Annotated in this window: 18 protein-coding genes and 1 riboswitch; of the genes, 13 read left to right on the forward strand and 5 right to left on the reverse strand. The window is 72.1% G+C overall.

The features are described 5' to 3' along the window. Positions 1-286 precede the first annotated feature (286 nt). Both ACFWB8_RS16625 and ACFWB8_RS16630 read left to right on the forward strand, forming a co-directional pair. Positions 287-925: a hypothetical protein gene (locus ACFWB8_RS16625; RefSeq protein WP_385226625.1), complete on the forward strand. Its 639-nt coding sequence runs from the start codon at positions 287-289 to the stop codon at positions 923-925. Continuing rightward, on the forward strand, positions 922-2,418 hold the full coding sequence (locus ACFWB8_RS16630; protein WP_385226627.1) for a protein kinase: 1,497 nt from the start codon (positions 922-924) through the stop codon (positions 2,416-2,418). Before ACFWB8_RS16625 ends, ACFWB8_RS16630 begins: the two co-directional genes overlap by 4 nt. Here the strand turns inward: ACFWB8_RS16630 and ACFWB8_RS16635 are convergent. After that, on the reverse strand, positions 2,406-4,757 hold the full coding sequence (locus ACFWB8_RS16635) for a YfhO family protein (protein WP_385226629.1): 2,352 nt from the start codon (positions 4,755-4,757) through the stop codon (positions 2,406-2,408). The genes ACFWB8_RS16630 and ACFWB8_RS16635 overlap by 13 nt on opposite strands. 178 nt (positions 4,758-4,935) lie before the next feature. Between ACFWB8_RS16635 and ACFWB8_RS16640 the strand changes: the two genes are divergently transcribed. Together ACFWB8_RS16640 and ACFWB8_RS16645 are read left to right on the forward strand one after the other, a co-directional pair. Continuing rightward, positions 4,936-5,559: a SurA N-terminal domain-containing protein gene (locus ACFWB8_RS16640; RefSeq protein ID WP_385226631.1), complete on the forward strand. Its 624-nt coding sequence runs from the start codon at positions 4,936-4,938 to the stop codon at positions 5,557-5,559. 28 nt (positions 5,560-5,587) lie between these two features. Then, complete coding sequence (locus tag ACFWB8_RS16645; RefSeq protein ID WP_385226633.1) at positions 5,588-6,577, forward strand: nucleoside triphosphate pyrophosphohydrolase; 990 nt, start codon at positions 5,588-5,590, stop codon at positions 6,575-6,577. A 21-nt stretch (positions 6,578-6,598) separates the two neighbouring features. Here ACFWB8_RS16645 and ACFWB8_RS16650 read toward each other — a convergent pair whose 3' ends face one another. Beyond that, complete coding sequence (locus ACFWB8_RS16650) at positions 6,599-7,783, reverse strand: globin domain-containing protein (RefSeq protein ID WP_385226635.1); 1,185 nt, start codon at positions 7,781-7,783, stop codon at positions 6,599-6,601. 148 nt (positions 7,784-7,931) lie between these two features. Here ACFWB8_RS16650 and ACFWB8_RS16655 point away from each other — a divergent pair, with 148 nt between their 5' ends. The 7 genes from ACFWB8_RS16655 to ACFWB8_RS16685 all read left to right on the forward strand — a co-directional run bounded on the left by ACFWB8_RS16655 (position 7,932) and on the right by ACFWB8_RS16685 (position 15,240). Further along, on the forward strand, positions 7,932-9,230 hold the full coding sequence (locus ACFWB8_RS16655) for a cytochrome P450 (RefSeq protein WP_385226637.1): 1,299 nt from the start codon (positions 7,932-7,934) through the stop codon (positions 9,228-9,230). A gap of 103 nt (positions 9,231-9,333) precedes the next feature. Then, positions 9,334-10,404 (forward strand): transglycosylase family protein, encoded by a 1,071-nt coding sequence (locus ACFWB8_RS16660; RefSeq protein WP_385226639.1) that lies wholly within the window; start codon positions 9,334-9,336, stop codon positions 10,402-10,404. A gap of 276 nt (positions 10,405-10,680) precedes the next feature. After that, positions 10,681-10,853: riboswitch (cyclic di-AMP (ydaO/yuaA leader) on the forward strand. A gap of 3 nt (positions 10,854-10,856) precedes the next feature. Beyond that, positions 10,857-11,555 (forward strand): transglycosylase family protein, encoded by a 699-nt coding sequence (locus tag ACFWB8_RS16665; protein WP_385226641.1) that lies wholly within the window; start codon positions 10,857-10,859, stop codon positions 11,553-11,555. Positions 11,556-11,807: 252 nt separating this feature from the next. Next, positions 11,808-13,094 carry a phosphopyruvate hydratase gene (gene eno / locus ACFWB8_RS16670; protein ID WP_385226643.1) on the forward strand — a complete coding sequence of 429 codons (1,287 nt, stop codon included), beginning with the start codon at positions 11,808-11,810 and terminating at the stop codon, positions 13,092-13,094. 90 nt (positions 13,095-13,184) lie between these two features. Continuing rightward, entirely contained in the window at positions 13,185-13,673 is a 489-nt protein-coding gene (locus ACFWB8_RS16675) for a septum formation initiator family protein (protein WP_385226645.1), read from the forward strand. Between the two features lie 44 nt (positions 13,674-13,717). Next, the gene (locus tag ACFWB8_RS16680) at positions 13,718-14,272 is read left to right on the forward strand and encodes a DUF501 domain-containing protein (RefSeq protein WP_385226647.1); all 555 of its coding nucleotides are present in this window, start codon (positions 13,718-13,720) and stop codon (positions 14,270-14,272) included. Next, a complete protein-coding gene (locus ACFWB8_RS16685) occupies positions 14,269-15,240 on the forward strand; it encodes an exopolyphosphatase (RefSeq protein WP_385226649.1) in 972 nt (323 codons plus the stop codon). The genes ACFWB8_RS16680 and ACFWB8_RS16685 overlap by 4 nt, the downstream gene beginning before the upstream one ends. Positions 15,241-15,304: 64 nt before the next feature. On the opposite strand, the gene ACFWB8_RS16690 is transcribed toward ACFWB8_RS16685, so the two are convergent. Together ACFWB8_RS16690 and ACFWB8_RS16695 are read right to left on the reverse strand one after the other, a co-directional pair. Continuing rightward, positions 15,305-15,574: a type II toxin-antitoxin system RelE/ParE family toxin gene (locus ACFWB8_RS16690; protein WP_385226651.1), complete on the reverse strand. Its 270-nt coding sequence runs from the start codon at positions 15,572-15,574 to the stop codon at positions 15,305-15,307. After that, positions 15,571-15,843: a type II toxin-antitoxin system Phd/YefM family antitoxin gene (locus tag ACFWB8_RS16695; protein ID WP_134073792.1), complete on the reverse strand. Its 273-nt coding sequence runs from the start codon at positions 15,841-15,843 to the stop codon at positions 15,571-15,573. The genes ACFWB8_RS16690 and ACFWB8_RS16695 overlap by 4 nt, the downstream gene beginning before the upstream one ends. A gap of 634 nt (positions 15,844-16,477) precedes the next feature. On the opposite strand from ACFWB8_RS16695, the gene ACFWB8_RS16700 reads away from it, so the two are divergent. Continuing rightward, positions 16,478-17,854: an NAD(P)/FAD-dependent oxidoreductase gene (locus tag ACFWB8_RS16700; protein WP_385226653.1), complete on the forward strand. Its 1,377-nt coding sequence runs from the start codon at positions 16,478-16,480 to the stop codon at positions 17,852-17,854. Between the two features lie 183 nt (positions 17,855-18,037). Then, complete coding sequence (locus tag ACFWB8_RS16705; RefSeq protein ID WP_385226655.1) at positions 18,038-19,369, forward strand: class I SAM-dependent methyltransferase; 1,332 nt, start codon at positions 18,038-18,040, stop codon at positions 19,367-19,369. Between the two features lie 99 nt (positions 19,370-19,468). Here the strand turns inward: ACFWB8_RS16705 and ACFWB8_RS16710 are convergent, their stop codons facing one another. Further along, positions 19,469-22,018, reverse strand: coding sequence for an ABC transporter permease (locus ACFWB8_RS16710; RefSeq protein ID WP_385226657.1), 2,550 nt, complete (start codon positions 22,016-22,018; stop codon positions 19,469-19,471). Between the last annotated feature and the right edge of the window lie 27 nt (positions 22,019-22,045).

Genomic DNA, 22,045 nt, shown 5'->3' on the forward strand with positions numbered 1-22,045 from the left:
CGGCCGCGGTACGGCGAAGGCCGCGGCGGGGGGCCTGTGGTCCCCGGGCCGCGGCCGTTCCCGCGTGTGACGCGGGCTCCTTCCGCATCCCGTTCGCTCCGTTATGCCCGTTTCGGGTGATCCACTCGACGGGGGGCGGGAGTCCCAGGTCAGCCCCATGCGGCGACCGTGCAACGGTTGGGCGCATCCCCTCACTCCCGGCTGGAAACGCTGTATACGCTCAGACCCGGAACTTCTTCCGTAACCCAGCCCGAAACCCAGCCCGAACGGCCCGTCAGGAGCAGCGATGCACGGCCCCGGCATCCCGCCGCAGCATGGTCCCCAGCCCAGTACCGGGGGTGTGGTGGCGCTGCGCGTGCTGTTCACGCTGCTGCCCATCCTGAGCTGCGGTTTCCTGGTGTGGGGCTCGATGCTCCGACTCGCGCTCGTCACCCGCAAGTCCCGCGACTGGTGGCTGCTCGCCGCCACGGCCGCGGCCGAGGTCGCCTGGGTGGCCCTGATCGGCGCCGACCCGACGCCCGACACCAACGGCTGGCAGGGCAACGTCGGCGCGTTCGGCACGATCGGCACCGGGCTCGCGGTCTGCGTGTACTTCCTCGTCTCCGACATCCGGCACTACGAGCAGGTCAAGGCCCAGGCCGCGCCCTGGTACCCGGCGCCGCCCGCTCCGTACGCCCCGCCGACGCGGCAGACCCTGGGGGCGGCGGGCTCGACGCAGCAGACCCGGCCGTCGTACGGGTACCCGCCCGCGGCCCCGGACCAGCCGCGACAGCCGCTGCCCCAACAGCCGCAGCCGCAGCCCCTGCCGCCGGTGCCCGGCCCGGTGGCGCCGCCGCGCATCGGGCAGGTCCGCGCCGAGCTCGACGAGCTGAGCGAACTCCTGCGCCGCCAGACCCCGCCCCGCAACGAGGGCCCGAACCAGTGACCGACCGCCTCATCGGCGACCGCTACCAGCTCGCCGCCATCCTGGGCCAGGGCGGCATGGGCCAGGTCTGGACGGCGTACGACCGCCGCCTGGACCGCCGGGTCGCCGTCAAGCTGCTGCGCCCGGACCGGGTCGCGGGCCCCGGCAGCGTGGCCGAGGAACTGCGCCGCCGTTTCGTGCGCGAGTGCCGGGTCACGGCGCAGGTGGACCACCCCGGGCTGGTCACCGTGCACGACGCGGGCAACGACGGTGACGAGCTGTACCTCGTCATGCAGCACGTCGAAGGCACCGACCTCGCCGACCACCTCGCGCGGTTCGACCCGTACCCGTGGCCGTGGGCGGTCGCGGTGGCCGCGCAGCTGTGCTCGGTGCTCTCGGCCGTGCACGCGGTCCCGATCGTCCACCGGGACCTGAAGCCGCGCAATGTGATGGTCCGCCCGGACGGGACGCTGAGCGTCCTGGACCTCGGTGTCGCCTCGGTGATGGAGACCGACACCACCCGCCTCACCAGCACCGGTTCACCGATCGGCAGCCCGGCCTACATGGCGCCCGAGCAGGCCATGGGCGGCGCGGTAGGCCCCTACACCGACCTGTACGCACTCGGTGTGCTGCTGTACGAACTCCTCAGCGGCAACGTCCCCTTCGCCGGCTCCACCGCGCTCGGCGTGCTCCACCGCCACCTGTACGAGCCCCCGCTCCCGGTGCGCCGGCTGCGCCCGGAGATCCCGCACCAGCTGGAGGCCGTACTCCTGCACCTCCTGGCGAAGGACCCGCAGGACCGCCCCGCCTCCGCGCAGGAGGTGTACGAGGCCCTGACCCCGCTGCTGCCCCAGCAGGGCACCCCGGCGGGGCCGCTCGACCCGACCCGTCCCTTCCTGCGCCCGCAGGCCCCCTGGCCCGACCGGGCGCAGACCATCCCTCCGCAGCCGACCGCCCCGCCGGCGAGGCCGGACGTCCCGGCGGCGGTGGAGGAGGCGAAGAAGCTCCTGGACCAGGGCCTGCTCACCCAGGCCGTGGACATCCTCGGCGGCATCCTCCCCGCGGCGGCCGCGCAGCACGGCGAGCACTCCCCGGTGGTCCGCTCCCTGCGCAAGCAGTACGCGGCCACCCTGATGGACGACGGCCAGTACCGCCGCGCCCTGCCCGAACTGCGCCGTCTCGCGGAGGACTTCCCGGCCGGCGACGCGCAGTCCCTGCGCTTTCGCTACGACGCGGCCCAGTGCCTGGAGCAGCTCGGCGAACCGGCGGCCGCGCTCGCCGAATACCGCGCGCTGCTCCCGCTGTTCGAGAACCACTACGCCAACCCCGACCCCGGCCTCCCGCTGGAGGTCCGCCGCCGCATAGCGCACCTGCTGCTCTCGCTCGGTGACCGCCCGGCGGCCCACGACACCCTGGCCCGCCTCCTCTTCGACGCGGAACGCCTGCACGGCCCGGCCCACCCCTTCGCCACGGAGGTCCGCCGCACCCTCCAGTGGCTCGGTCAGGTCCGCTGACGCCGTCCGCGGCCCAGCCCGAGCAGGCCGAGCAGGATCGCGAGGGCAACCCCGGCCACCGCCGCGCCCGGTAGGAGGCCCGGGGGACGGAAGGTGCAGTCCAGGGTGGTGGTGCGGCCGTCCAGCGGGAGGGCGACCAGGCCCAGGTACGCCGAGGCCGGGCGGTCGTTGCAGGTCCAGCCCGCGATGGCGGGGACCGAGAGGACCGCCGTGCCCGTGGCGCCCGGCGGGAGGGTGGCGCGCACGCCCGAGGCGGAGACCCGCAGCGAAGGCGCCGCCGTGCGGCGCAGGCGCGAGACGGCCGAGGCGAGCCGCTCGCGGTCCAGGCAGGACAGGGTCCACACGGCCGGCGCGCTCTGGTCGAAGACCAGCGCGGAGGCCGGGCCGTGGGAGGGGCCCAGGGGCTGGAGGGCCGCCCTGTTGCGCGGGGGGCTGGCGTTCAGCCGGAAGGCCGGCCCGTCCGCGAGGCGGGCCGTCGCGTTGTACTCCGGGGCCCACAGGTAGGCCTCCGTGCCCGCGCGGCACACCCCGGGGGCGACCGGGTCCTCGTACACCTGCGCGCCCAGCAGGAGTTCCTGGTTCGCGAAGGGGGAGGGGCCGTACACCGGGTCCGGGCCCGGCGGGCGGGTGGTGACGAGGGGCGGGACCTCGGCGCGGGCGATCGTGCCGTCGGGGCGCAGCCGGGCGCCGACCGCGAAGACCGCGTCCGTCACGGGGTTGTCGAGGCTCTGGACGTTGCGGCCGCGCGAGGTCCAGCCCGCGCCGAGGGCCACCATCGTGCGGGTGAACACGTCCGGGGTGTGGCTGCTGTAGTACGAGCCGCCCTCCCCGCCCAGCAGCAGCGGGTCGTTGCCCGACAGCGCCGGCCGGCTCGGGTCGGTGCGGTACGCGGGCCAGCCGTCGGCGCCCGCCAGGGCCGCGGCGCGCGCGGTGTGGGCCGCGCCCCAGGAGGGGTAGTCGTCCAGGCCGGCCAGTTTGCCCTGATGGCCGTAGGCGGTGGTCGCCGCGGCCTGAGCCACCAGGACCAGGGCCAGCAGCCCCGCCGCGGGCCGGGCCCACCGGCGGTCCCGCAGCGCCCACCAGGCGGCGCCCGCCAGCGCCAGGCCGCCGCAGAAGAGCAGGTAACCCCACCCGGTGGCCAGGGCGCTGCCGCTCGCCCACCAGGCGGCGCCCGCCAGTACGCCGGCCCCGCCGGCCAGGGCCCGCGGCCCGGGCAGGCCCGCCGCCAGGCCCGTCCAGGCGGCGATCACGAGGATCCCGGCCAGGACGAACGTCTGCCGGTACGGGCTGCCGTTCGGGGTCGCGAAGACGTGCCAGGCCAGGTGCGTCGGCGTCCACTGGAAGGAGAGCACCACGGCCACCACCAGCCCCGCCCACCACAGCCGGGTGCGCACGGGCACCGCCCGGTGGAACGGCAGGGCCGCCACCAGCAGCAGCGTCCCGGTCCCGACGAACAGCGCCGGCGAGGAGAAGGAGTAGGTGGCGGGCAGCAGCCTCGCGAACAGGTCGGACCAGGGCACCGGCCGGAACGGCTTGAACCACCCCGGGTACGCCTGCTTCGAGCTCAGGAAGAGGGGGACGAGGACCGGCGCCGACAGGGCGATGCCCAGCAGCGTGGTCCCGGCCGCCCGGCCCAGCACCCGCACCCGCTCGCGCACGCCCTCCCGCGTCAACACGACCCGTACGAGCAGCACCAGCGCGGCGCCGAGCGTCGCCATGTAGGCGGTGTAGAAGTTCGCCGTCCAGCCGACCGCGACGATCACAGTCGCCGGCCCCAACCGCCGCTGCCGCAACGCCCATTCGCCCGTCAGGCACAGCAGCGGGAAGGAGATCAGCCCGTCCAGCCACATCGGGTTGTACGAGGCTTCGATCACCGACCAGCCGCACAGCGCGTACGAGGCCCCGAGCAGCCCCGCCGCCCACCACGGCCCGCGCCGCTGGGTGCGCAGCAGCCAGGCCATCGCCGCGGCCGCGGCGGCCGTCTTGAGCACGGTGACGACGTACACCGCGAGGTCCGTGTCCGCCCGCGGGAACAGTCCCACCAGCACCGCGAACGGACTGGTCAGGTACGTCCCGAGGTCGGGCAGGAAGCTCGTTCCGTAACCGGACTGCCAGTTGAGGAGCAGCCCGCCCCGCGCCCGCCCGTGCAGCAGGTCCCACAGGTGGGCGTGGAAGGGCACGAACTGGTTGCCGAGGTCGTTGATGCTGCGGTGGCGCGGTCCGTACGGGAAGACGCGGGCGACGGCGTCCCCGGAGCACACGGCCGCCGTCGTCATCAGGGCGGCGAGCACCGAGCCGAGCAGGCTCCGGCGCCGGGGCGAGGATTGCGGAGTCGACATGGTGGGCCGACCTTGGCAGCGCCGGAGGGCGGGCAAGTGGCCGCAGAGTGAACGCGCACCCCAACAGCCCGGGAATCGTTGGTCGAACCAGTGGCTCCGATCACCCTGACTGCATAACATCGATCACCGCACGGCCCTTGTGCACCGACGCACAATCTCCCCGGCCCTGGAGGCTCCTTTGCACCGTCGCACTGCGCTCTCCGTATCCGCCGCCCTGCTCGCGGCGGCCCCCCTGCTGTCCGCCTGCTCGGGCGAGACCCACCCCGGCACCGCGGCCGTGGTCGGCGGCGAACGGATCACCACCTCCGCGCTCCAGGCCCAGGTGAAGGACGTCCGCGCCGCGCAGAACCGTTCCGAGGACGCGGCCGAGCTCGTCCAGGCGACCCCCGGACTCGACCGCACCAAGCTCAACCGCATGATCCAGACAGCCGTCCTGCAGCGCGCCGCCGAGGCCGCCGGGGTGAGCGTGAGCACCAAGGAGGCCGAGGACTTCCGCAAGGCCCAGCTCCAGCAGGCCGGCTCGCCCGACGCGCTGGAGGCCGCGGCCCTCAAGCAGGCCAATCTCGCGCCGGGCCAGATGGACGCGAACACCCGCTTCAACCTGTTGCGCGACAAGCTCTTCGAGCACTACGGCAGTCAGGAGAAGGCCCTCGCGGAGCTCTCGAAGGCCGCCAAGACCCTGCACGTCGAGGTGAACCCGCGCTACGGCACGTGGGATGCGCAGCAGATCGTCCTCGGCGACGCGCAGACCCCGTGGATCACCCAGGTGACCCGGCCCGTGCAGCCCCCCGCCGGAGCCTGACGCCCGCGTCCGGAGGTAGGTTCGCAGGGTGACCGACCAAGCGCCCGCCGAGCCCACCGGCCGTATCGTCCTGCTGACCACCAGCCACCGGGTCGCCCCCGGCGTGCTGTCCTGGCCGGCGTGGCAGACCCTGCACGCCGCGGACCGGGTGCTGTGCGCCGACCCGGGCCACCCGCAGCTGCCGTTCCTGCGCGAGGCCGGCGTCGAGGTGTCGTACGGGACCCCGGACGCGCACGAGCTGGTCGAGGCCTGCGCCGGCGGCCGCACGGTCGTGGTGCTCCCGGGCGGCGAGGGCGACCAGCGGCTCACCGACGGGCTCGCGCGCCTGGCCGGCTCGGGCCGCGTCGCCATGCCCGACCTGGAGCTGCTGCCGGGCTCGTACGATCTGCCGGGCGCGCGGCTGCTCGACCTGGTCCAGGTCATGGACCGGGTCCGCCGCGAATGCCCCTGGACCTCGAGCCAGACCCACCGGGGGCTGGTGAAGTACGCCATCGAGGAGGCGTACGAGCTGGTCGAGGCCATCGAGGACGGCGACCGCGAGGAACTGCGCGAGGAGCTCGGCGACGTACTCCTCCAGGTGGTCTTCCACGCGCGCATCGCCGAGGAAGGCCGTCCGGAGGACGGAGAGGAGCCGTTCTCCATCGACGACGTGGCCGGCGGCCTCGTCGAGAAGCTGATCCGCCGCCACCCGCACGTCTTCGGCGACGCGCAGGCCCGGACCGCCGAGGACGTCAAGGCGCACTGGCAGCGGACCAAGGCGGACGAGAAGCGGCGGGAGTCGGTGACCGACGGGATCCCGCTGGGACAGCCGGGTCTCGCGCTCGCGGCCAAGCTGGCCGGCCGCGCCCGTGCGGCGGCGGTGCCCGTGGAGCTGCCCCGTGGCGAGGGCATCGGGTACGAACTGCTGGAGCTGGCGGCACGCGCCGAGGCGGCCGGGGTCGACCCCGAGACCGCGCTGCGTGCGGCGGCCCGCGTCTACCGGGACGCGATCCGTGCGGCCGAGGGCGTCGGCGAGTAGCCCCCGGCTGCGGTACGCGTGTCAGTGCTCCCGGGGCGCGCGGCCCGAGGGGTTGTGCCAGTGCGGCGCGGGGCGGTTCAGGAACCACTCGCCGAAGCCCAGCGGGCGGCCCTCGTGGCCGTGGTCCCTGCCCATGGACGGCACGGAGTCGTGGAAGATCCGGCCGGGGCGGGCGCCGAGCTCCTCCAGGAGGTACGCGGTCTCCTCGATGAACGGCGACGGCCCGCTGAGGTAGACGTCCTGGTCCGGCCAGAGCGCGCGGTTGCCGAGTGCGGTCGCGAGCCGGGCGGTGGCCTCGTTGCGGTGCCGCCCCGGCGCGGGGGTGATGTAGGTGACGCCGAGCCAGCGCAGGGCGGCGGCGTACTCGTCGATGAGCGGGCGGTCGTAGAGGTGGGCGGCGTCCCGGGCGACCACGAAGAGCCGTACGACCTGATCAGGGGGGTGCTGCGCGAGGTCCTCCAGCATGGCGCGGATCGGCGCCCAGCCGGTGCCGGCGGCTATGAGGCTGACCGGGCGGTCCGCGCGGCGGAAGGTCAGCTGCCCGCCGGCCGCGCCGAGGCGCAGCATCTCGCCGGGCCGCACGGTGCGGACCAGGGCGGTGCTGAGCCGGCCCTGTTCGACGCGGCTGACGTGCAGGTCGAGGGTGTGGTCGGGGCGGGGCGCGTTGCCGATGGAGTACGTGCGCCAGGTCCTCGGGACGCGGTCGCTGCTCACGCTCACGTACTGGCCGGGGAGATGGGGCAGCGGGGCGTGGGGCCGCAGGGTCAGCACGGCAATGTCCTGCCCGTACCGGAGGTGGCGCACGATCTCCGCGTCCCACCACGGCGGATCCCCGCTCGCGCCGGCGCCGTCCGTCATCGCGTCGGCCATCACCTGGTAGGCCTCGGCCCAGGCCTTCTCCACCCGGGGGGTCCAGGCCGTCCCGGAGGCCTCGGCGAGCGCGGCGAGCAGGCTCGTGCCGACGGCGGCGTAGTGCTCGGGGCCGACCAGGAACTTGCGGTGGTCGCGGCCGAGGTCGCGTAGATAGGGGAGAAGGCTCTCGTTCTCGAGGTGGGCGATCACGTGGGTGAGCGCGGCGAAGAGCCGGTCCCGCTGCCGTTCCATGTCCTCGAAGGAAGCCGGGAAGAGCTCACGGATGCCGGGGTTGTGCCAGAACAGGTGGGTGTAGAAGAACTTGACCGTGTGCTCGGCCCGTCTCTCCACCACCGCGAAGCTGCTTTTCAAGATCCTCACATCCACAAAACCGAAAGTAGGAATGCCGGACAAGGCCAGGTCAAGCCATGGCGGATCTGCGGACAGCCGCGACGAAGTACCCATATGGGGTGATGGTCGATGTACGGGATACCGTCAGCGGGTGCATCAGCAGACCCCCGCAGACCCCGCCGAGACCCCCGCCCCGGGCCCGGCCGACACCCCCGCGGCCCAGGGCCCGACCCTGTTCGACTGGGAGTTCGCGACCGACCCGTACCCCGCCTACGCCTGGCTGCGCGAGCACTCGCCCGTGCACCGCACCCGGCTCCCCAGCGGGGTCGAGGCCTGGCTCGTGACCCGGTACGCCGATGCCCGCCAGGCCCTCGCCGACCAGCGGCTCAGCAAGAATCCGGCGCACCACGCCGAGCCCGCGCACGCCAAGGGGAAGACCGGCATCCCGGGGGAGCGCAAGGCGGAGCTGATGACGCATCTGCTCAACATCGACCCGCCGGACCACACCCGGCTGCGGCGGCTGGTGTCGAAGGCGTTCACCCCGCGCAGGGTCGCCGAGTTCACCCCGCGGGTGCAGGAGCTGACCGACCACCTCATCGAGCAGTTCGCGAGCAAGGGGGAAGCGGACCTCATCCACGAGTTCGCCTTCCCCCTCCCCATCTACGCCATCTGCGAGATGCTCGGCGTACCGCGTGAGGACCAGGACGACTTCCGCGACTGGGCCGGGATGATGATCCGGCACGGCGGCGGCCCGCGCGGCGGGGTCGCCCGCTCGGTGAAGCAGATGAGGACCTACCTCGGCGAGCTCATCCACCGCAAAAGGGACGACCTGGGCAACGACCTGATCTCCGATCTGATCCGGGCCAGCGACCACGGCGACCACCTGACGGAGGCCGAGGCCACCGCCATGGCCTTCATCCTGCTCTTCGCCGGCTTCGAGACGACCGTGAACCTCATCGGCAACGGGGTCCACTCCCTCTTCATGAACCCGGACCAGCGCGAGCGCCTCCAGGCCTCCCTCGCGGCCGGGGAGAGCGGGCTGCTGGAGACGGGCGTCGAGGAGCTGCTGCGCTACGACGGTCCGGTGGAGCTGGCCACCTGGCGGTTCGCCACCGAGGCGCTGACCCTCGGCGGGCAGGACGTAGCGGCGGGCGATCCGGTGCTGGTGGTCCTCGCGGCCGCCGACCGGGACCCCGAGCGGTTCGCCGAACCGGACACGCTCGACCTCTCCAGGACCGACAACCAGCACCTCGGATACGGGCACGGGATCCACTACTGCCTGGGTGCGCCGCTCGCGCGGCTCGAAGGGCAGACCGCGCTTGCGACTTTGCTCACGCGTCTGCCGGATCTGGAACTCGCTGTTCCGCCGAGCGACCTGCGCTGGCGCGGCGGGCTCATCATGCGTGGCCTGCGCACTCTTCCGGTCCGCTTTACACCCCGCAACGAGTGAAGGCCGACTGACTGGAAGTCAGTTTCCGTCGAAACTTGTGACAAGCGTTCGAAGGCCGCTAGGTTCTGCCGTTACCCCGCCGTTATGCGAAAGGTGCACCCTCATGCGTTCCGGGAACGGCCGCCACAGACGCCCCCGACAGATCCCCGCGATTGTCGTCACCGCCGGAGTCACCGGCTCCGCGCTGGCCCTGCCGCTGCTCGCGGCCACGGGCGCCAGCGCGGCCGACGCCTCCACGTGGGACAAGGTCGCCGAGTGCGAGAGCGGCGGGACCTGGAGCGCGAACTTCGGCAGCGGCGCCTACGGCGGACTGCAGTTCACCGAGGAGCAGTGGAAGGGCGCCGGCGGTCTCGACTACGCGACCCGCGCCGACCTGGCCAGCCGCTCGCAGCAGATCGCCGTCGCCGAACGGGTGCTGGCTTCCCAGGGCCCCCAGGCGTGGCCGATGTGCGCGGAGCCGGCCGGCCTGACCCGGCAGGCGCCGGCCGCGGACGTGGACCCGGGCGGGCCCGGCAGCCGCGGGTCCGCCGCCCCGTCCGCGTCCCGCCCGGACGGCTCCGTACCGGTCGGCGGCTCGGACGACCGCGCCACGGACTTCGGGGCTCCGGCCCAGGCTTCCCCGAGCCCCTCCGGCTCGCCGTCCTTCGTGCTGCCCGACATCCCGCTCGGGCCGCCCAGCGGACTGCCCGTCATGCCGGACCCGGACCTGCCGACGACCCCGACCGCCCCGGCCGACCCGACGACCCCGACCGCCCCGACGACCCCGGGCGACCCGACGGTGCCCGCCACGGACCCCACGGCGCCCGCCACCGGCCCGACGGACCCGAACGCCCCCTCGACGGGGCCGACGGCCCCCACGGCGCCGGGCGACCCGAGCACCCCCGCCGCCGGCCCGAGCGCCCCGGCGGCCCCCGGAGCCTCCACCGACCCCGCGGCCCCGGCCGCGGGCGGCGGTAAGCACCGCGGAGAGGCCGCGGTCGAGGCGCCCGTCACATCTGACGCCGCGTCGGACCCGACCTACACCGTGCGGCCGGGCGACAGCCTGGCCGCCATCGCGGACGCCAACGACCTCAAGGGCGGCTGGAACGCGCTCTATACGGCCAACCAGCAGGTCATCGGCGAGGACGCCAACTTGATCAAGCCCGGTCAAAACCTGGATCTAACTAAGAAATAGGGGCAGTTCGGGCACCCGTAAACACCTGATTGTCCGGTTTAGTTAAGTGAGACATGTGTCTCTTCCGGTCAACTGGCGTGTCCGGCCCCGAGGCTTCCGCAAACCCCGTCCTCACCTGCGCAAACACTGGTCCGAGGGACGCAAGTAGGCCCCGTTTCTCCCCGATGGCGCTCGTTGAACATCGGGGAGGGACCTGTCTACCTTCTGAATCGCTCGCCACCGCGGGCTCCTTCGACCGCATCGCCGAATCCTGCCGGCGGACGGAGGGAACAGTCGTCGCGTCAAGCGCCGAAGGCAGGAGCGGGGGAACCAAGGTAGGTGCCGGGAGCGGCCGTTGAGAGACGGTCACGCCACCGGCTAGGGGTTAAGCGGTGCGCTAGGTCGCACCGCCGGGCAACTCACTCGCCCGAACCCGACAGCTCACCTCGTAGGCGTCGGTGAGGAGAAACTCCATGCTGCTTTCCGGCAAGGGCAAGCACCGTCGCGGTTCCAAGGCCGTCCGCATCGTCACGCTCGCCGGCGTCGCCGGTGTAGCCGTCGCGGCCCCCCTGATGGCCGCGGGCACCGCTTCCGCCGCCACCGCCTCGGAGTGGGACCGCGTCGCCTCCTGCGAGTCCGGCGGCAACTGGGCCATCAACACGGGCAACGGCTACTACGGCGGTCTGCAGTTCTCGTCCTCCACCTGGGCCGCCTACGGTGGCAAGGCGTACGCCGCGCAGGCCAGCCAGGCCTCGAAGGCCCAGCAGATAGCCGTCGCTGAGAAGGTCCTCAAGGGCCAGGGCAAGGGCGCCTGGCCGTCCTGTGGCGTGGGCCTGTCCGGCGCCTCGTACAACGGCGGCGGCGCGGCCGAGACCCCGGCCAAGCCGAAGGCCGAGCCCAAGAAGGAGCAGAAGGCCGCGCCGAAGAAGGAGACCAAGCGCTCCGAGACCGCGGCCCCCTCCAAGCCGAAGACCGGGACCACGGCCCAGCCGAAGTCCGAGGCCCCCAAGACCGGCAACGGCTCGTACGAGGTCAAGTCCGGCGACACGCTGGGCACCATCGCCGATGCCAACGGCGTCAAGGGCGGCTGGGAGAAGCTCTTCGAGCTCAACAAGGACATCGTGTCCGACGCCGACCTGATCTTCCCGGGGCAGAAGCTGAAGCTCAGCTGAATCCCGCGGTAACACCCACCGCCCGGCGCGTCCGCCCGACGCGCCGGGCGGTGGCGCGTGCCGGGCCCAGCGGCGGGCGGCAGCCCGATGTTCAAGGGACCTATGTCCCGGAAGAGGGGTATTCGGACCCTTTTTCGTCCCAGGACCCGGGCGGTCGGCCGGCCCAGTGCCCGGAGCCGGTTAGGCTCTAGGCGGCGAGGCCATCCCACGGCCTGACGCCACCGCACATCCAGCGTCACATCCCAGAAGGAGATGCTCGTGCCGTCCATCGACGTCGTCGTAGCCCGGGAAATCCTGGACTCCCGAGGCAACCCCACGGTCGAGGTCGAGGTGGGCCTCGACGATGGCAGCACCGGCCGTGCTGCAGTTCCGTCCGGCGCCTCCACCGGTGCATTCGAGGCCATCGAGCTGCGTGACGGTGACCCCAACCGTTACTTCGGCAAGGGCGTCGAGAAGGCCGTCCTGGCCGTCATCGAGCAGATCGGCCCGGAGCTCGTCGGCTACGACGCCACCGAGCAGCGCCTGATCGACCAGGCCATGTTCGACCTGGACGCCACCGACAACAAGGGCTCGCTCGGCGCCAACGCCATCCTCGGCGTCTCCCTCGCCGTCGCGCACGCCGCGTCCGAGGCCTCGGACCTCCCGCTCTTCCGCTACCTCGGCGGCCCGAACGCGCACCTGCTGCCCGTTCCGATGATGAACATCCTCAACGGTGGGTCGCACGCCGACTCCAACGTCGACATCCAGGAGTTCATGATCGCCCCGATCGGCGCGGAGTCCTTCTCCGAGGCGCTGCGCTGGGGTGCCGAGGTCTACCACACCCTGAAGAAGGTCCTGCACACCAAGGGCCTCTCCACCGGTCTGGGCGACGAGGGCGGCTTCGCCCCGAACCTGGAGTCCAACCGCGCCGCGCTGGACCTCATCGTCGAGGCCATCAAGCAGGCCGGCTACGTCCCGGGCAAGGACATCGCGCTCGCGCTCGACGTCGCCGCGTCCGAGTTCTACAAGGACGGCAAGTACGAGTTCGAGGGCCAGTCCCGCTCGGCCGCCGAGATGACCGAGTACTACGAGGAGCTCGTCTCCGCGTACCCGATGGTCTCCATCGAGGACCCGCTGTACGAGGACGACTGGGCCGGCTGGAAGACCCTCACCGACAAGCTGGGCTCCAAGGTCCAGATCGTCGGCGACGACCTCTTCGTCACCAACCCGGAGCGCCTGGCCCGCGGCATCGAGGAGGGCTCCGCGAACGCCCTGCTCGTGAAGGTGAACCAGATCGGTTCGCTGACCGAGACGCTCGACGCCGTCGAGATGGCCCAGCGCAACGGCTTCAAGTGCATGATGTCGCACCGCTCCGGTGAGACCGAGGACGTCACCATCGCGGACCTCGCCGTCGCCGTGAACTGCGGTCAGATCAAGACCGGCGCCCCGGCCCGCTCGGACCGCGTCGCCAAGTACAACCAGCTGCTGCGCATCGAGGAGATCCTCGACGACGCCGCGGTGTACGCGGGCCGCTCGGCCTTCCCCCGCTTCAAGGGCTAATCACGCCCCGGCTTCCGTACGTCCCCGCACTCGGTCCCGTACCGTGTGCGGGGACGTATTGCGTAGTGCGGACACAGGGGAGGCGGGACCATGGCCGGGAACCGGGATCGGTTCTCCACCTTCTCGACCGCGACCAGGCTGAGGCAGCTCGGCGAGCGGACCGCCGCCCACGTCTACCGCTCGCAGTCGCGCCGCCAGGTCCGCCGCAGCCGGCTCACCGGCAGGGCCGCCCTGCTCGTGCTCGTCCTCTGTACCCTGGTCGTCGCCCTCGCGTATCCGATGCGCCAGTACGTCTCCCAGCGCTCGGAGATCGCGAAGCAGCAGAAGGACGCGGTCACCGCGCGCGCCCGGCTGGAACGGCTGCGCGACGAGAAGGCCCGCTGGCAGGACGACGCGTACGCGGAGCAACAGGCGCGCAAGCACCTGCACTTCGTGCGTCCGGGCGAGGTCAGCTACATCATGACCGACCCCGGCGCCGAGGCACCGGAGCACCGTCGCGGCGGACAGTCCGCGAGCGACCGCCCCTGGTACTCGAACGTCTGGGACGGTGTCGACAAGGCCGACCGCCCCGGCGACTGACCCACCCACACCAAGCACAACGAACGAAGAGACTTCCTCCAGGCATGCAGACGCCCCCGCCCCAGACCGACCGGACCGAGCCGACCGACGCGGACATCGAGGCGTTCGAGCAGCAGCTCGGCCGCCCGCCGCGCGGGCTGCGCGCCATCGCGCACCGCTGCCCCTGCGGCCAGCCGGACGTCGTGGAGACCGCCCCGCGGCTCCCCGACGGCACGCCCTTCCCGACGCTGTACTACCTGACGTGCCCGCGCGCCGCCGGTGCCATCGGCACGCTGGAGGCCAACGGCGTGATGAAGGAGATGCAGGCCCGGCTCGCCGACGACCCGGAGCTCGCCGCCGCCTACCGGGCCGCGCACGAGGACTACATCACGCGACGCGACGCGATCGAGGTGCTCCAGGGCTTCCCGAGCGCCGGCGGGATGCCGGACCGGGTCAAGTGCCTGCACGTGCTGGTGGGCCACTCGCTGGCCGCCGGCCCCGGCGTGAACCCGTTCGGCGACGAGGCCCTGGCGATGCTGCCCGAGTGGTGGGCCAAGGGCCCCTGCGTCACCCCGTGCGGCGACAAGGGCGGCAAGAAGGCCGGGGAGGGGGCCGAGTGACCCGGGTCGCGGGCATCGACTGCGGCACGAACTCCATCCGCCTGCTGGTCGCCGACTGCGACCCGGCGACGGGCGAGCTGGTCGAGCTGGACCGCCGGATGACGATCGTCCGGCTCGGCCAGGGCGTGGACAAGACCGGCCGGCTCGCCCCGGAGGCGCTGGAGCGCACCTTCGCGGCGTGCCGCGAGTACGCGGCGGTCATCAAGGAGCTCGGGGCGCAGCGTCTGCGCTTCGTGGCCACCTCGGCCTCGCGGGACGCCGAGAACCGCGACGAGTTCGTCCGGGGCGTCCTGGACATCCTGGGCGTCGAGCCCGAGGTGATCTCCGGGGACCAGGAGGCCGAGTTCTCCTTCACCGGCGCCACCAAGGAGCTGACCGGCACCGATCACCTCGAGAAGCCGTTCCTGGTGGTGGACATCGGCGGGGGCTCGACCGAGTTCGTGGTCGGCGAGGAGCACGTCCGGGCCGCCCGGTCCGTGGACGTGGGCTGCGTACGGATGACCGAGCGGCACCTGGTCGTGGACGGGGTCGTCACCGACCCGCCGTCCGAGGCGCAGATCGCCGCCATACGGGCCGACATCGAGGCGGCGCTGGACCTGGCCGCGCAGACGGTCCCGCTGGCCGAGGCCCGCACCCTGGTGGGCCTGGCCGGCTCGGTGACCACGGTGGCGGGCATCGCGCTGGGGCTGGCGGAGTACGACTCGGCGGCGATCCACCACGCGCGGATCCCGTACGAGAAGGTCCGTGAGATCAGCGAGCGGATGCTGACGGCCACGCACGCCGAACGTGCGGCGATCCCGGTGATGCACCCGGGCCGGGTGGACGTGATCGCAGCCGGTGCCCTGGTACTGCTGGCGATCATGGAGCGGACCGGGGCCTCGGAGGTCGTGGTCTCGGAACACGACATCCTCGACGGCATCGCGATCAAGACCGCAGAAGAGGCCGAGGCCGCCAAGCGGCGGGTCTGACCTGCCGGATCGCTGAAAGACGGTGCTCCGGTCGGCCGACCGGAGCACCGTCGTCGCGTCGGACTCAGATGTTGCGGTAGATGTCGCGCCGGTCGCCGACCTCGACGACGAGGATGACGAGCTCGCCGTCCAGGACCTGATAGGCGATCCGGCAGCTGCCCACCCGGAGCCGGCAGAGGCCGGACGGTCCCGTGAGCTTCTTGACGTCGGCGTCCTCGCGGTACGGATCGTCTCCCAGCGCGGTCAGTGCGGCGAGGATGCGCATCGCGGCAGGCTTGTCGATCGCCCAGAGCTGCCGTTGTGCCGCGGTGGTGAACCGGAACGCGTACTTCACGCCGCGCCGTCACCCCGTTCGCTGAACAGGTCGGCCAGCAGCTCGGCCATGGTTACGGTCGGACCGCCTTCGGCCAGCACGGCCTCCGCCTCGCGGGCGAGCAGTTCGTCGGCTGCCTCTTCGAGCGCGTTGAAGTCCGCGATGGGGACCAGGGCGGCCACCGGAGCGCCGTTACGGGTGATTATGGTCGGCGCGCCCTGCTCCGCACGATTGATGTGGTCCGCGAGATGGGCACGGGCTTCGCGCACGGTCACAGCGTTCTCACTCATGACAGCAGTGTACGCGCCGGTGTGTACACGTGCCTGTCCGGCGCCAAATCGGTGCGGGTTCACCGGCGATGCCGGACGGAATCGCCTGGTCCGTGGCCGCCTGACCGGTTCGGGCGTGGGAAGCGCGGTGCCCCGGCGCATCCGCAGGGGCACCGCGCTTCGCCGTTGGGGCCGGTCCGCCGCGGTGCGGTCGCGCCTGAGTGAGCCTTGACCGGGTCTGGACGGGGCCTGGACGGGGCCTGGATGAGGGCCCCGGGAGGCCTCTCGGGGGTCGAAAGTCCCGTGATCCGCATGAAGTTCGTGAAGTTCTTCACAAGGAAAAGGGGCCTGGGGGGCCGCCGGAAGGGCCCTTCGAGGCGTTCCGGAGATCCGCAGGCCCGTTTCATGCGAGTGTTCGTGCGAATTGCGGGCGCCGTCGGGTCTCGTCGGTAGGTATCCACGAAGCCGGTGGTCTACTCCGCTTACGGCCCTGGAGGCCAGTTCAGCACGGGTGAACAACGACTCCCGTTACACCCTGGTTCCCCTTTTGTGCCATGACCTCGGTCACGTGGGCGGCGAAGTGTAGCAGAGGGCTTCCGGCACCTTGTGAAGGGGCTCACGAGCGTCCCCCTTCCGGGTGCTGGATACTCGTTCCATGAGCACCACGGAGCGTCCCAGGATCCTCGTTGTAGGAGGTGGGTACGTAGGCCTGTACGCAGCCAAGCGCATCATGAAGAAGATGCGTTACGGCGAGGCGACCGTCACGGTCGTCGACCCGCGCTCGTACATGACCTACCAGCCCTTCCTCCCCGAAGTGGCCGCAGGCAGCATCTCGCCTCGGCACGTCGTCGTCCCGCTGCGACGCGTGCTGCCCAAGGCAGAGGTTCTCACCGGCCGGGTCACCAGCATCGACCAGGACCGCAAGGTCGCCGTCGTCACGCCGCTCGTCGGCGAGGCGTACGAGCTGCCCTTCGACTACCTGGTGGTCGCGCTCGGCGCCATCTCCCGCACCTTCCCGATCCCCGGCCTCGCCGAACAGGGCATCGGCATGAAGGGCGTCGAAGAGGGCATAGGCCTGCGCAACCACGTCCTCGAGCAGCTCGACAAGGCCGAGTCCACGACGGACGAGGACGTCCGCCGCAAGGCCCTCACCTTCGTCTTCGTCGGCGGCGGCTTCGCCGGCGCGGAGACCATAGGCGAGGTCGAGGACATGGCCCGCGACGCCGCGAAGTACTACACCAACGTCAAGCGCGAGGACATGCGCTTCATCCTGGTGGACGCGGCCGACAAGATCCTCCCCGAGGTCGGGCCCAAGCTCGGCACCTGGGGCAAGGAGCACCTCGAGTCGCGCGGCATCGAGATCTACCTCAACACCTCCATGGACTCCTGCGTGGACGGCCACGTGGTGCTGAAGAACGGCCTCGAGGTCGACTCCAGCACCCTGGTGTGGACCGCGGGCGTCAAGCCCAACCCGGTGCTGGCCCGCTACGGCCTGCCGCTCGGCCCGCGCGGCCACGTGGACACCGCCCCGACCCTCCAGGTCCAGGGCAGCGACTACATCTGGGCCGCGGGCGACAACGCCCAGGTCCCGGACGTCGCCGCCCGCAAGGCCGGCGTCGAGAACGCCTGGTGCCCGCCGAACGCCCAGCACGCGCTGCGCCAGGCCAAGGTCCTCGGCGACAACGTGATCTCCGGCATGCGGGGCTTCCCGCAGAAGGAGTACGAGCACTCCAACAAGGGTGCGGTGGCGGGCCTCGGCCTCCACAAGGGCGTCGCGATGATCGTCATGGGCAAGATGAAGATCAAGCTCAAGGGCCGGCTGGCCTGGTACATGCACCGTGGCTACCACGGTCTGGCCATGCCGACCTGGAACCGCAAGATCCGCGTCTTCGCCGACTGGACCCTCGGCATGTTCCTCAAGCGCGAGGTCGTCTCCCTCGGTGCGCTGGAGACCCCCCGCGAGGAGTTCTACGAGGCCGCCAAGCCGGCTCCGGCCGCCGCGGCACCGGCCCAGAAGGCCAAGGCTTCCTGACCCGGCGCGGGCCGACAGGACCCTGAGCAGTACCAGCACGTCCCCGAAGGGGCTGCCCGCCATCCGTGGTGCGGGCAGCCCCTTCGGCGTGTCCGCGCGCCCTTTCCGCCCGTCGCTCCGGCGCGCCGCTTACGCGGAGCCCGGCCGGGGTAGAGCCTTGGGGCGGAGCTTCTGGAGGTGCGCATGGACGACGCCGCGCCGCGGCTTGCCGCTCTTACCGAGACCCTGCTGGGCGCCCCCCTGCCCGTGCGCGTCCGCGCGTGGGACGGCACCGAGGCGGGCCCGCCCACCGGACCCGTGCTCGTCTTCCGTCATCGCCGCGCGCTGCGCCGGATGCTGTGGAGGCCGGGCGAACTGGGGCTGGCCCGGGCCTGGGTGGCCGGCGAGCTGACGGTCGAGGGGGACCTGTTCGAGCTGCTGGACCGGGTGGCGGGCCTGCTCTGGGCGCGCGACCGGCGGCCGCACTCCGCGGAGGTGGCGGCCGCCCAGCAGGCCCGGCCAGCGGGCGGCCTCGCGCTGCTGCGCGATCCGCGCACACGGGCCGCCGTAGGGGACCTGCTGCGGCTCGCGCGGCCGTGGCCCGCGCCGGCGCCGCCGCCCGAGGAGGCCGTCCGCCGCGGCGGCCCCCCGCACTCCAAGGGCCGCGACCGCGCGGCCGTCAGCCACCACTACGACGTCGGCAACGCGTTCTACGGCCATGTCCTCGGCCCCTCCATGGTGTACTCCTGCGCCTACTGGAGCCCCGGCGCGACCCTGGAGGACGCCCAGCGCGACAAGCTCGACCTCGTCTGCAAGAAGCTCGCCCTGCGGCCGGGGGAGCGGCTCCTGGACGTCGGCTGCGGCTGGGGCTCCATGGCCCTGCACGCGGCCCGCGAGTACGGCGCCCGGGTCACCGGCATCACGCTCTCCGTCGAGCAGGCCGCGTACGCCCGCAAGCGCGTCGCCGAGGAGGGCCTGGCCGACCTGGTCGAGATCCGGGTGCAGGACTACCGGGACGTCAAGGACGGCCCGTACGAAGCCATTTCGTCGATCGGCATGGCCGAGCACGTCGGCGCCGACCGCTACCGCGAGTACGCCCGCACCCTGCACGCCCTGCTGAGCCCCGCCGGCCGGCTGCTGAACCACCAGATCGCCCGGCCCCCCGAGCCGGACGAGGAGGCGTACCGGGTCGACGAGTTCATCGACGCCTACGTCTTCCCCGACGGGGAACTCTCCCCGCTCGGCACCACCGTCGGCGAGCTGGAGCGGGCCGGCTTCGAGGTCCGCGACGTGGAGGCGCTGCGCGAGCACTACGCGCTCACCCTGCGGGCCTGGGTGGCCCGGCTGGAGGCGAACCGGGACGAGGCCGTACGCCTCACCTCGCCCGGGCGCGCCAGGGTCTGGCTGCTGTACATGGCGGCCTCGGCGCTCGGCTTCGAGCACGGCCGGCTCGGGGTCAACCAGGTCCTCGCCGTCAAACCCGGGCCGGGCGGCGACTCGGGACTGCCGCTGCGCCTGCGCACCTGGGGCGCGTAGGACCCGTACGGGACAACGGGAAGGGCCCCGGGGCGTGTTGCCCCGGGGCCCTTCCGTGTCCCTTGAGTGCCGCGCCGCGTGCGGCGGCGTACCGCCGGGCTACTCGGTCTTGATGGCGGTCAGCATGTTCAGCCGGGCCGCGCTGCGGGCGGGCCACATGGCGGCCAGGACCCCCACCACGCCGGCGAGCAGCAGGAAGAGGCCGATCCGGTCGTACGGGATGACCAGCTCGTAGCCCTCGATGGACTTGCTGAAGGTGGTGCCGACGGCCCAGGCGAGGAAGACGCCGACGCCGATGCCGAGGATCGCGCCGAACAGCGAGATGACCACGGCCTCCAGGCGGATCATGTTCTTGACCCGGCTGCGGTCGAGACCGATCGCCCGCAGCATGCCGATCTCCTGCTTGCGCTCGAAGACGGACATCGCGAGGGTGTTGACCACGCCCAGCACCGAGATGATCAGGGCCATGCCGAGCAGGCCGTACATGATGTTCAGCGCCAGGTTGACGATGCCGCCCATCTCGTTGCGCATGTCCTGCTGGGTCGCGATGCCGATCGCCGGGTTGTTGCCGAGCGCGTCCAGGATGGCCTTCTCGCCGGCCTTGGACTCGCCGCCGGTGGCGTTGACGTACACCTCGGGGATGTAGGGGTCGTCGGTGTGCGCGGTGAGGACTTTGTCGTCGAGGACGTACGGGGAGAGCAGGCCGCCCAGGTCCTTGTAGACCGCGCCGACCTTGAGCGTGCCCTTCTGGCCGTCGTCGTACATGACCTCGAACGTCGAGCCGACCGAGAGGTTGGCCTTCGTCGCGGTCTTGTCCGCGACGGCGACCTCGCCCTTGCCCAGGCTGCTCAGCGAGCCGCTGACGACGTCGACGTTGAGCATCTCGGCGATGGCGGCCGGGTTGACGCCCGACGCCGAGTGGAATTCGTCGCCGATCTTCAGCGAGGAGGCGGTCTGCGGGGAGACGGCCTTGATGCCGGGGGCCTTCGTCAGGGCCTCGGCGACCGACTTGTCCAGGCTGCCGATGCCGCCGTTCATGGAGATCTTGTAGTCGGCCTTGATCTTGTCCGTGCTCATCCGGTCCACGGCCTTGCCCATGGTGATGCCGACGACCGAGAGCGCGGTGACCAGGGTCAGGCCGATGGCCAGCGAGGCGGCCGTGACGGCCGTACGGCGCGGGTTGCGCAGGGCGTTCTGCGCGGCCAGCTTGCCGGGCACCCCGAAGATCTTCTGCAGCGGGGGCCGCAGGGCCGAGATGACCGGCCGCGACAGCAGCGGCAGCAGCACGATCAGGCCGATGAGCAGGAAGAACGCGCCGGCGCCGATGACCATCCGGCCGTCGCCGCCCATGGACACGCCCAGCATGACCACGCCGACGCCGAGCAGGCCGAGGAGGCTGCCGATGACGTTGCGCAGGACGAGGGACTTCGCGCTGGCCGGCAGGTGGGCGCTGCCCATGGCCGCGACCGGGGCGATCCGGCCGGTGCGCCAGGCGGGCAGCAGCGCGGCGAGGACGGTGACGAGGACGCCGATGACCAGGGCCGCGACGATCGTGCCCGGCGCGATCACCAGGTCGCCGGCCGGGATCTTGGCGCCGAGGGAGTCCATCAGGGAGCGCATGCCCACCGCGAGGCCGATGCCGGTGGCGAGGCCGATCGCGGCGGAGGTGATGCCCACGACCAGGGCCTCGGCGAGCACCGAGCGCATGACCTGACCGCGGTTGGCGCCGACGGCGCGCAGCAGGGCCAGCTCCTTGGTGCGCTGGGTGACCAGCATGGTGAACGTGTTGTAGATCAGGAAGACGCCGACGAAGAGCGCGATGAAGGCGAACATCAGCAGCATGGTGTTCATGCCGCTCATGCCCTCCTCGATCCCCTTGGCCTCCTCCTTGGCGAGCTGGGCGCCGGTCTGGGCCTTGGTGTTCTTGCCGTCGAGCTGCGGCTTGATCTCGGAGAGCAGCTGGTCGGCGGTGGTGCCGGCCTGGGCGCTGACGGAGAGTTCCTGGTAGAAGCCGGGCTTCAGGTACAGCTGCTGCGCGACGGCGGTGTCGAACAGCACCAGGCTGCCGCCCGCGTTGACCGAGCCGTCCTCGGTGGTGAAGACGCCGGCGAGGGCGTACTCCTTGACCGGGCCGTTGGTGGCGACGCGGACCTGGTCGCCGACCGCGTACCCGCCCTTGGACGCGGTCTCCTTGTCGAGGGCGATCTGCCCGTCCTGGGCCGGGCCGGTGCCTTCGGTGAAGGTGTACCGCGGGTCCTTGCCGTCCTTGACGGGGACGAAGTTGGAGCCCTTGTTGGACCAGCCCTGGCCGATCAGTTTGCCGTTCTCGTCGCCGACGCCGGCGAAGCCGCCGACCCGGCCGCTCACGGCGTCGACGCCCTTGACGGCCCTGACCTTGTCGAGGGTCTGCTGGCTGATGCCGGGCTCGCCCTCCTTCTGGCCGTTGTCGTCGCGGCTCTGGCCGTAGGAGGTGACGGAGACCGCGACGCCTTCGTAGCTCTTCGCGGACTGGCCGCGCAGCGATGTGCCGAGGGTGTCGGTGAAGACGAGGGTGCCGGAGACGAAGGCGACGCCGAGGACGACGGCGAGCACCGTCATCAACAGCCTGGCCTTGTGCGCGAGGACGTTGCGCAGGGCGGTACGGAACATGGTGGAGGAGTCCAGGGAGTCGGGGGT

The sequence above is a fragment of the Streptomyces sp. NPDC060031 genome (genome assembly GCF_042736805.1).
In the GTDB taxonomy this organism is placed as follows: Bacteria; Actinomycetota; Actinomycetes; order Streptomycetales; family Streptomycetaceae; genus Streptomyces.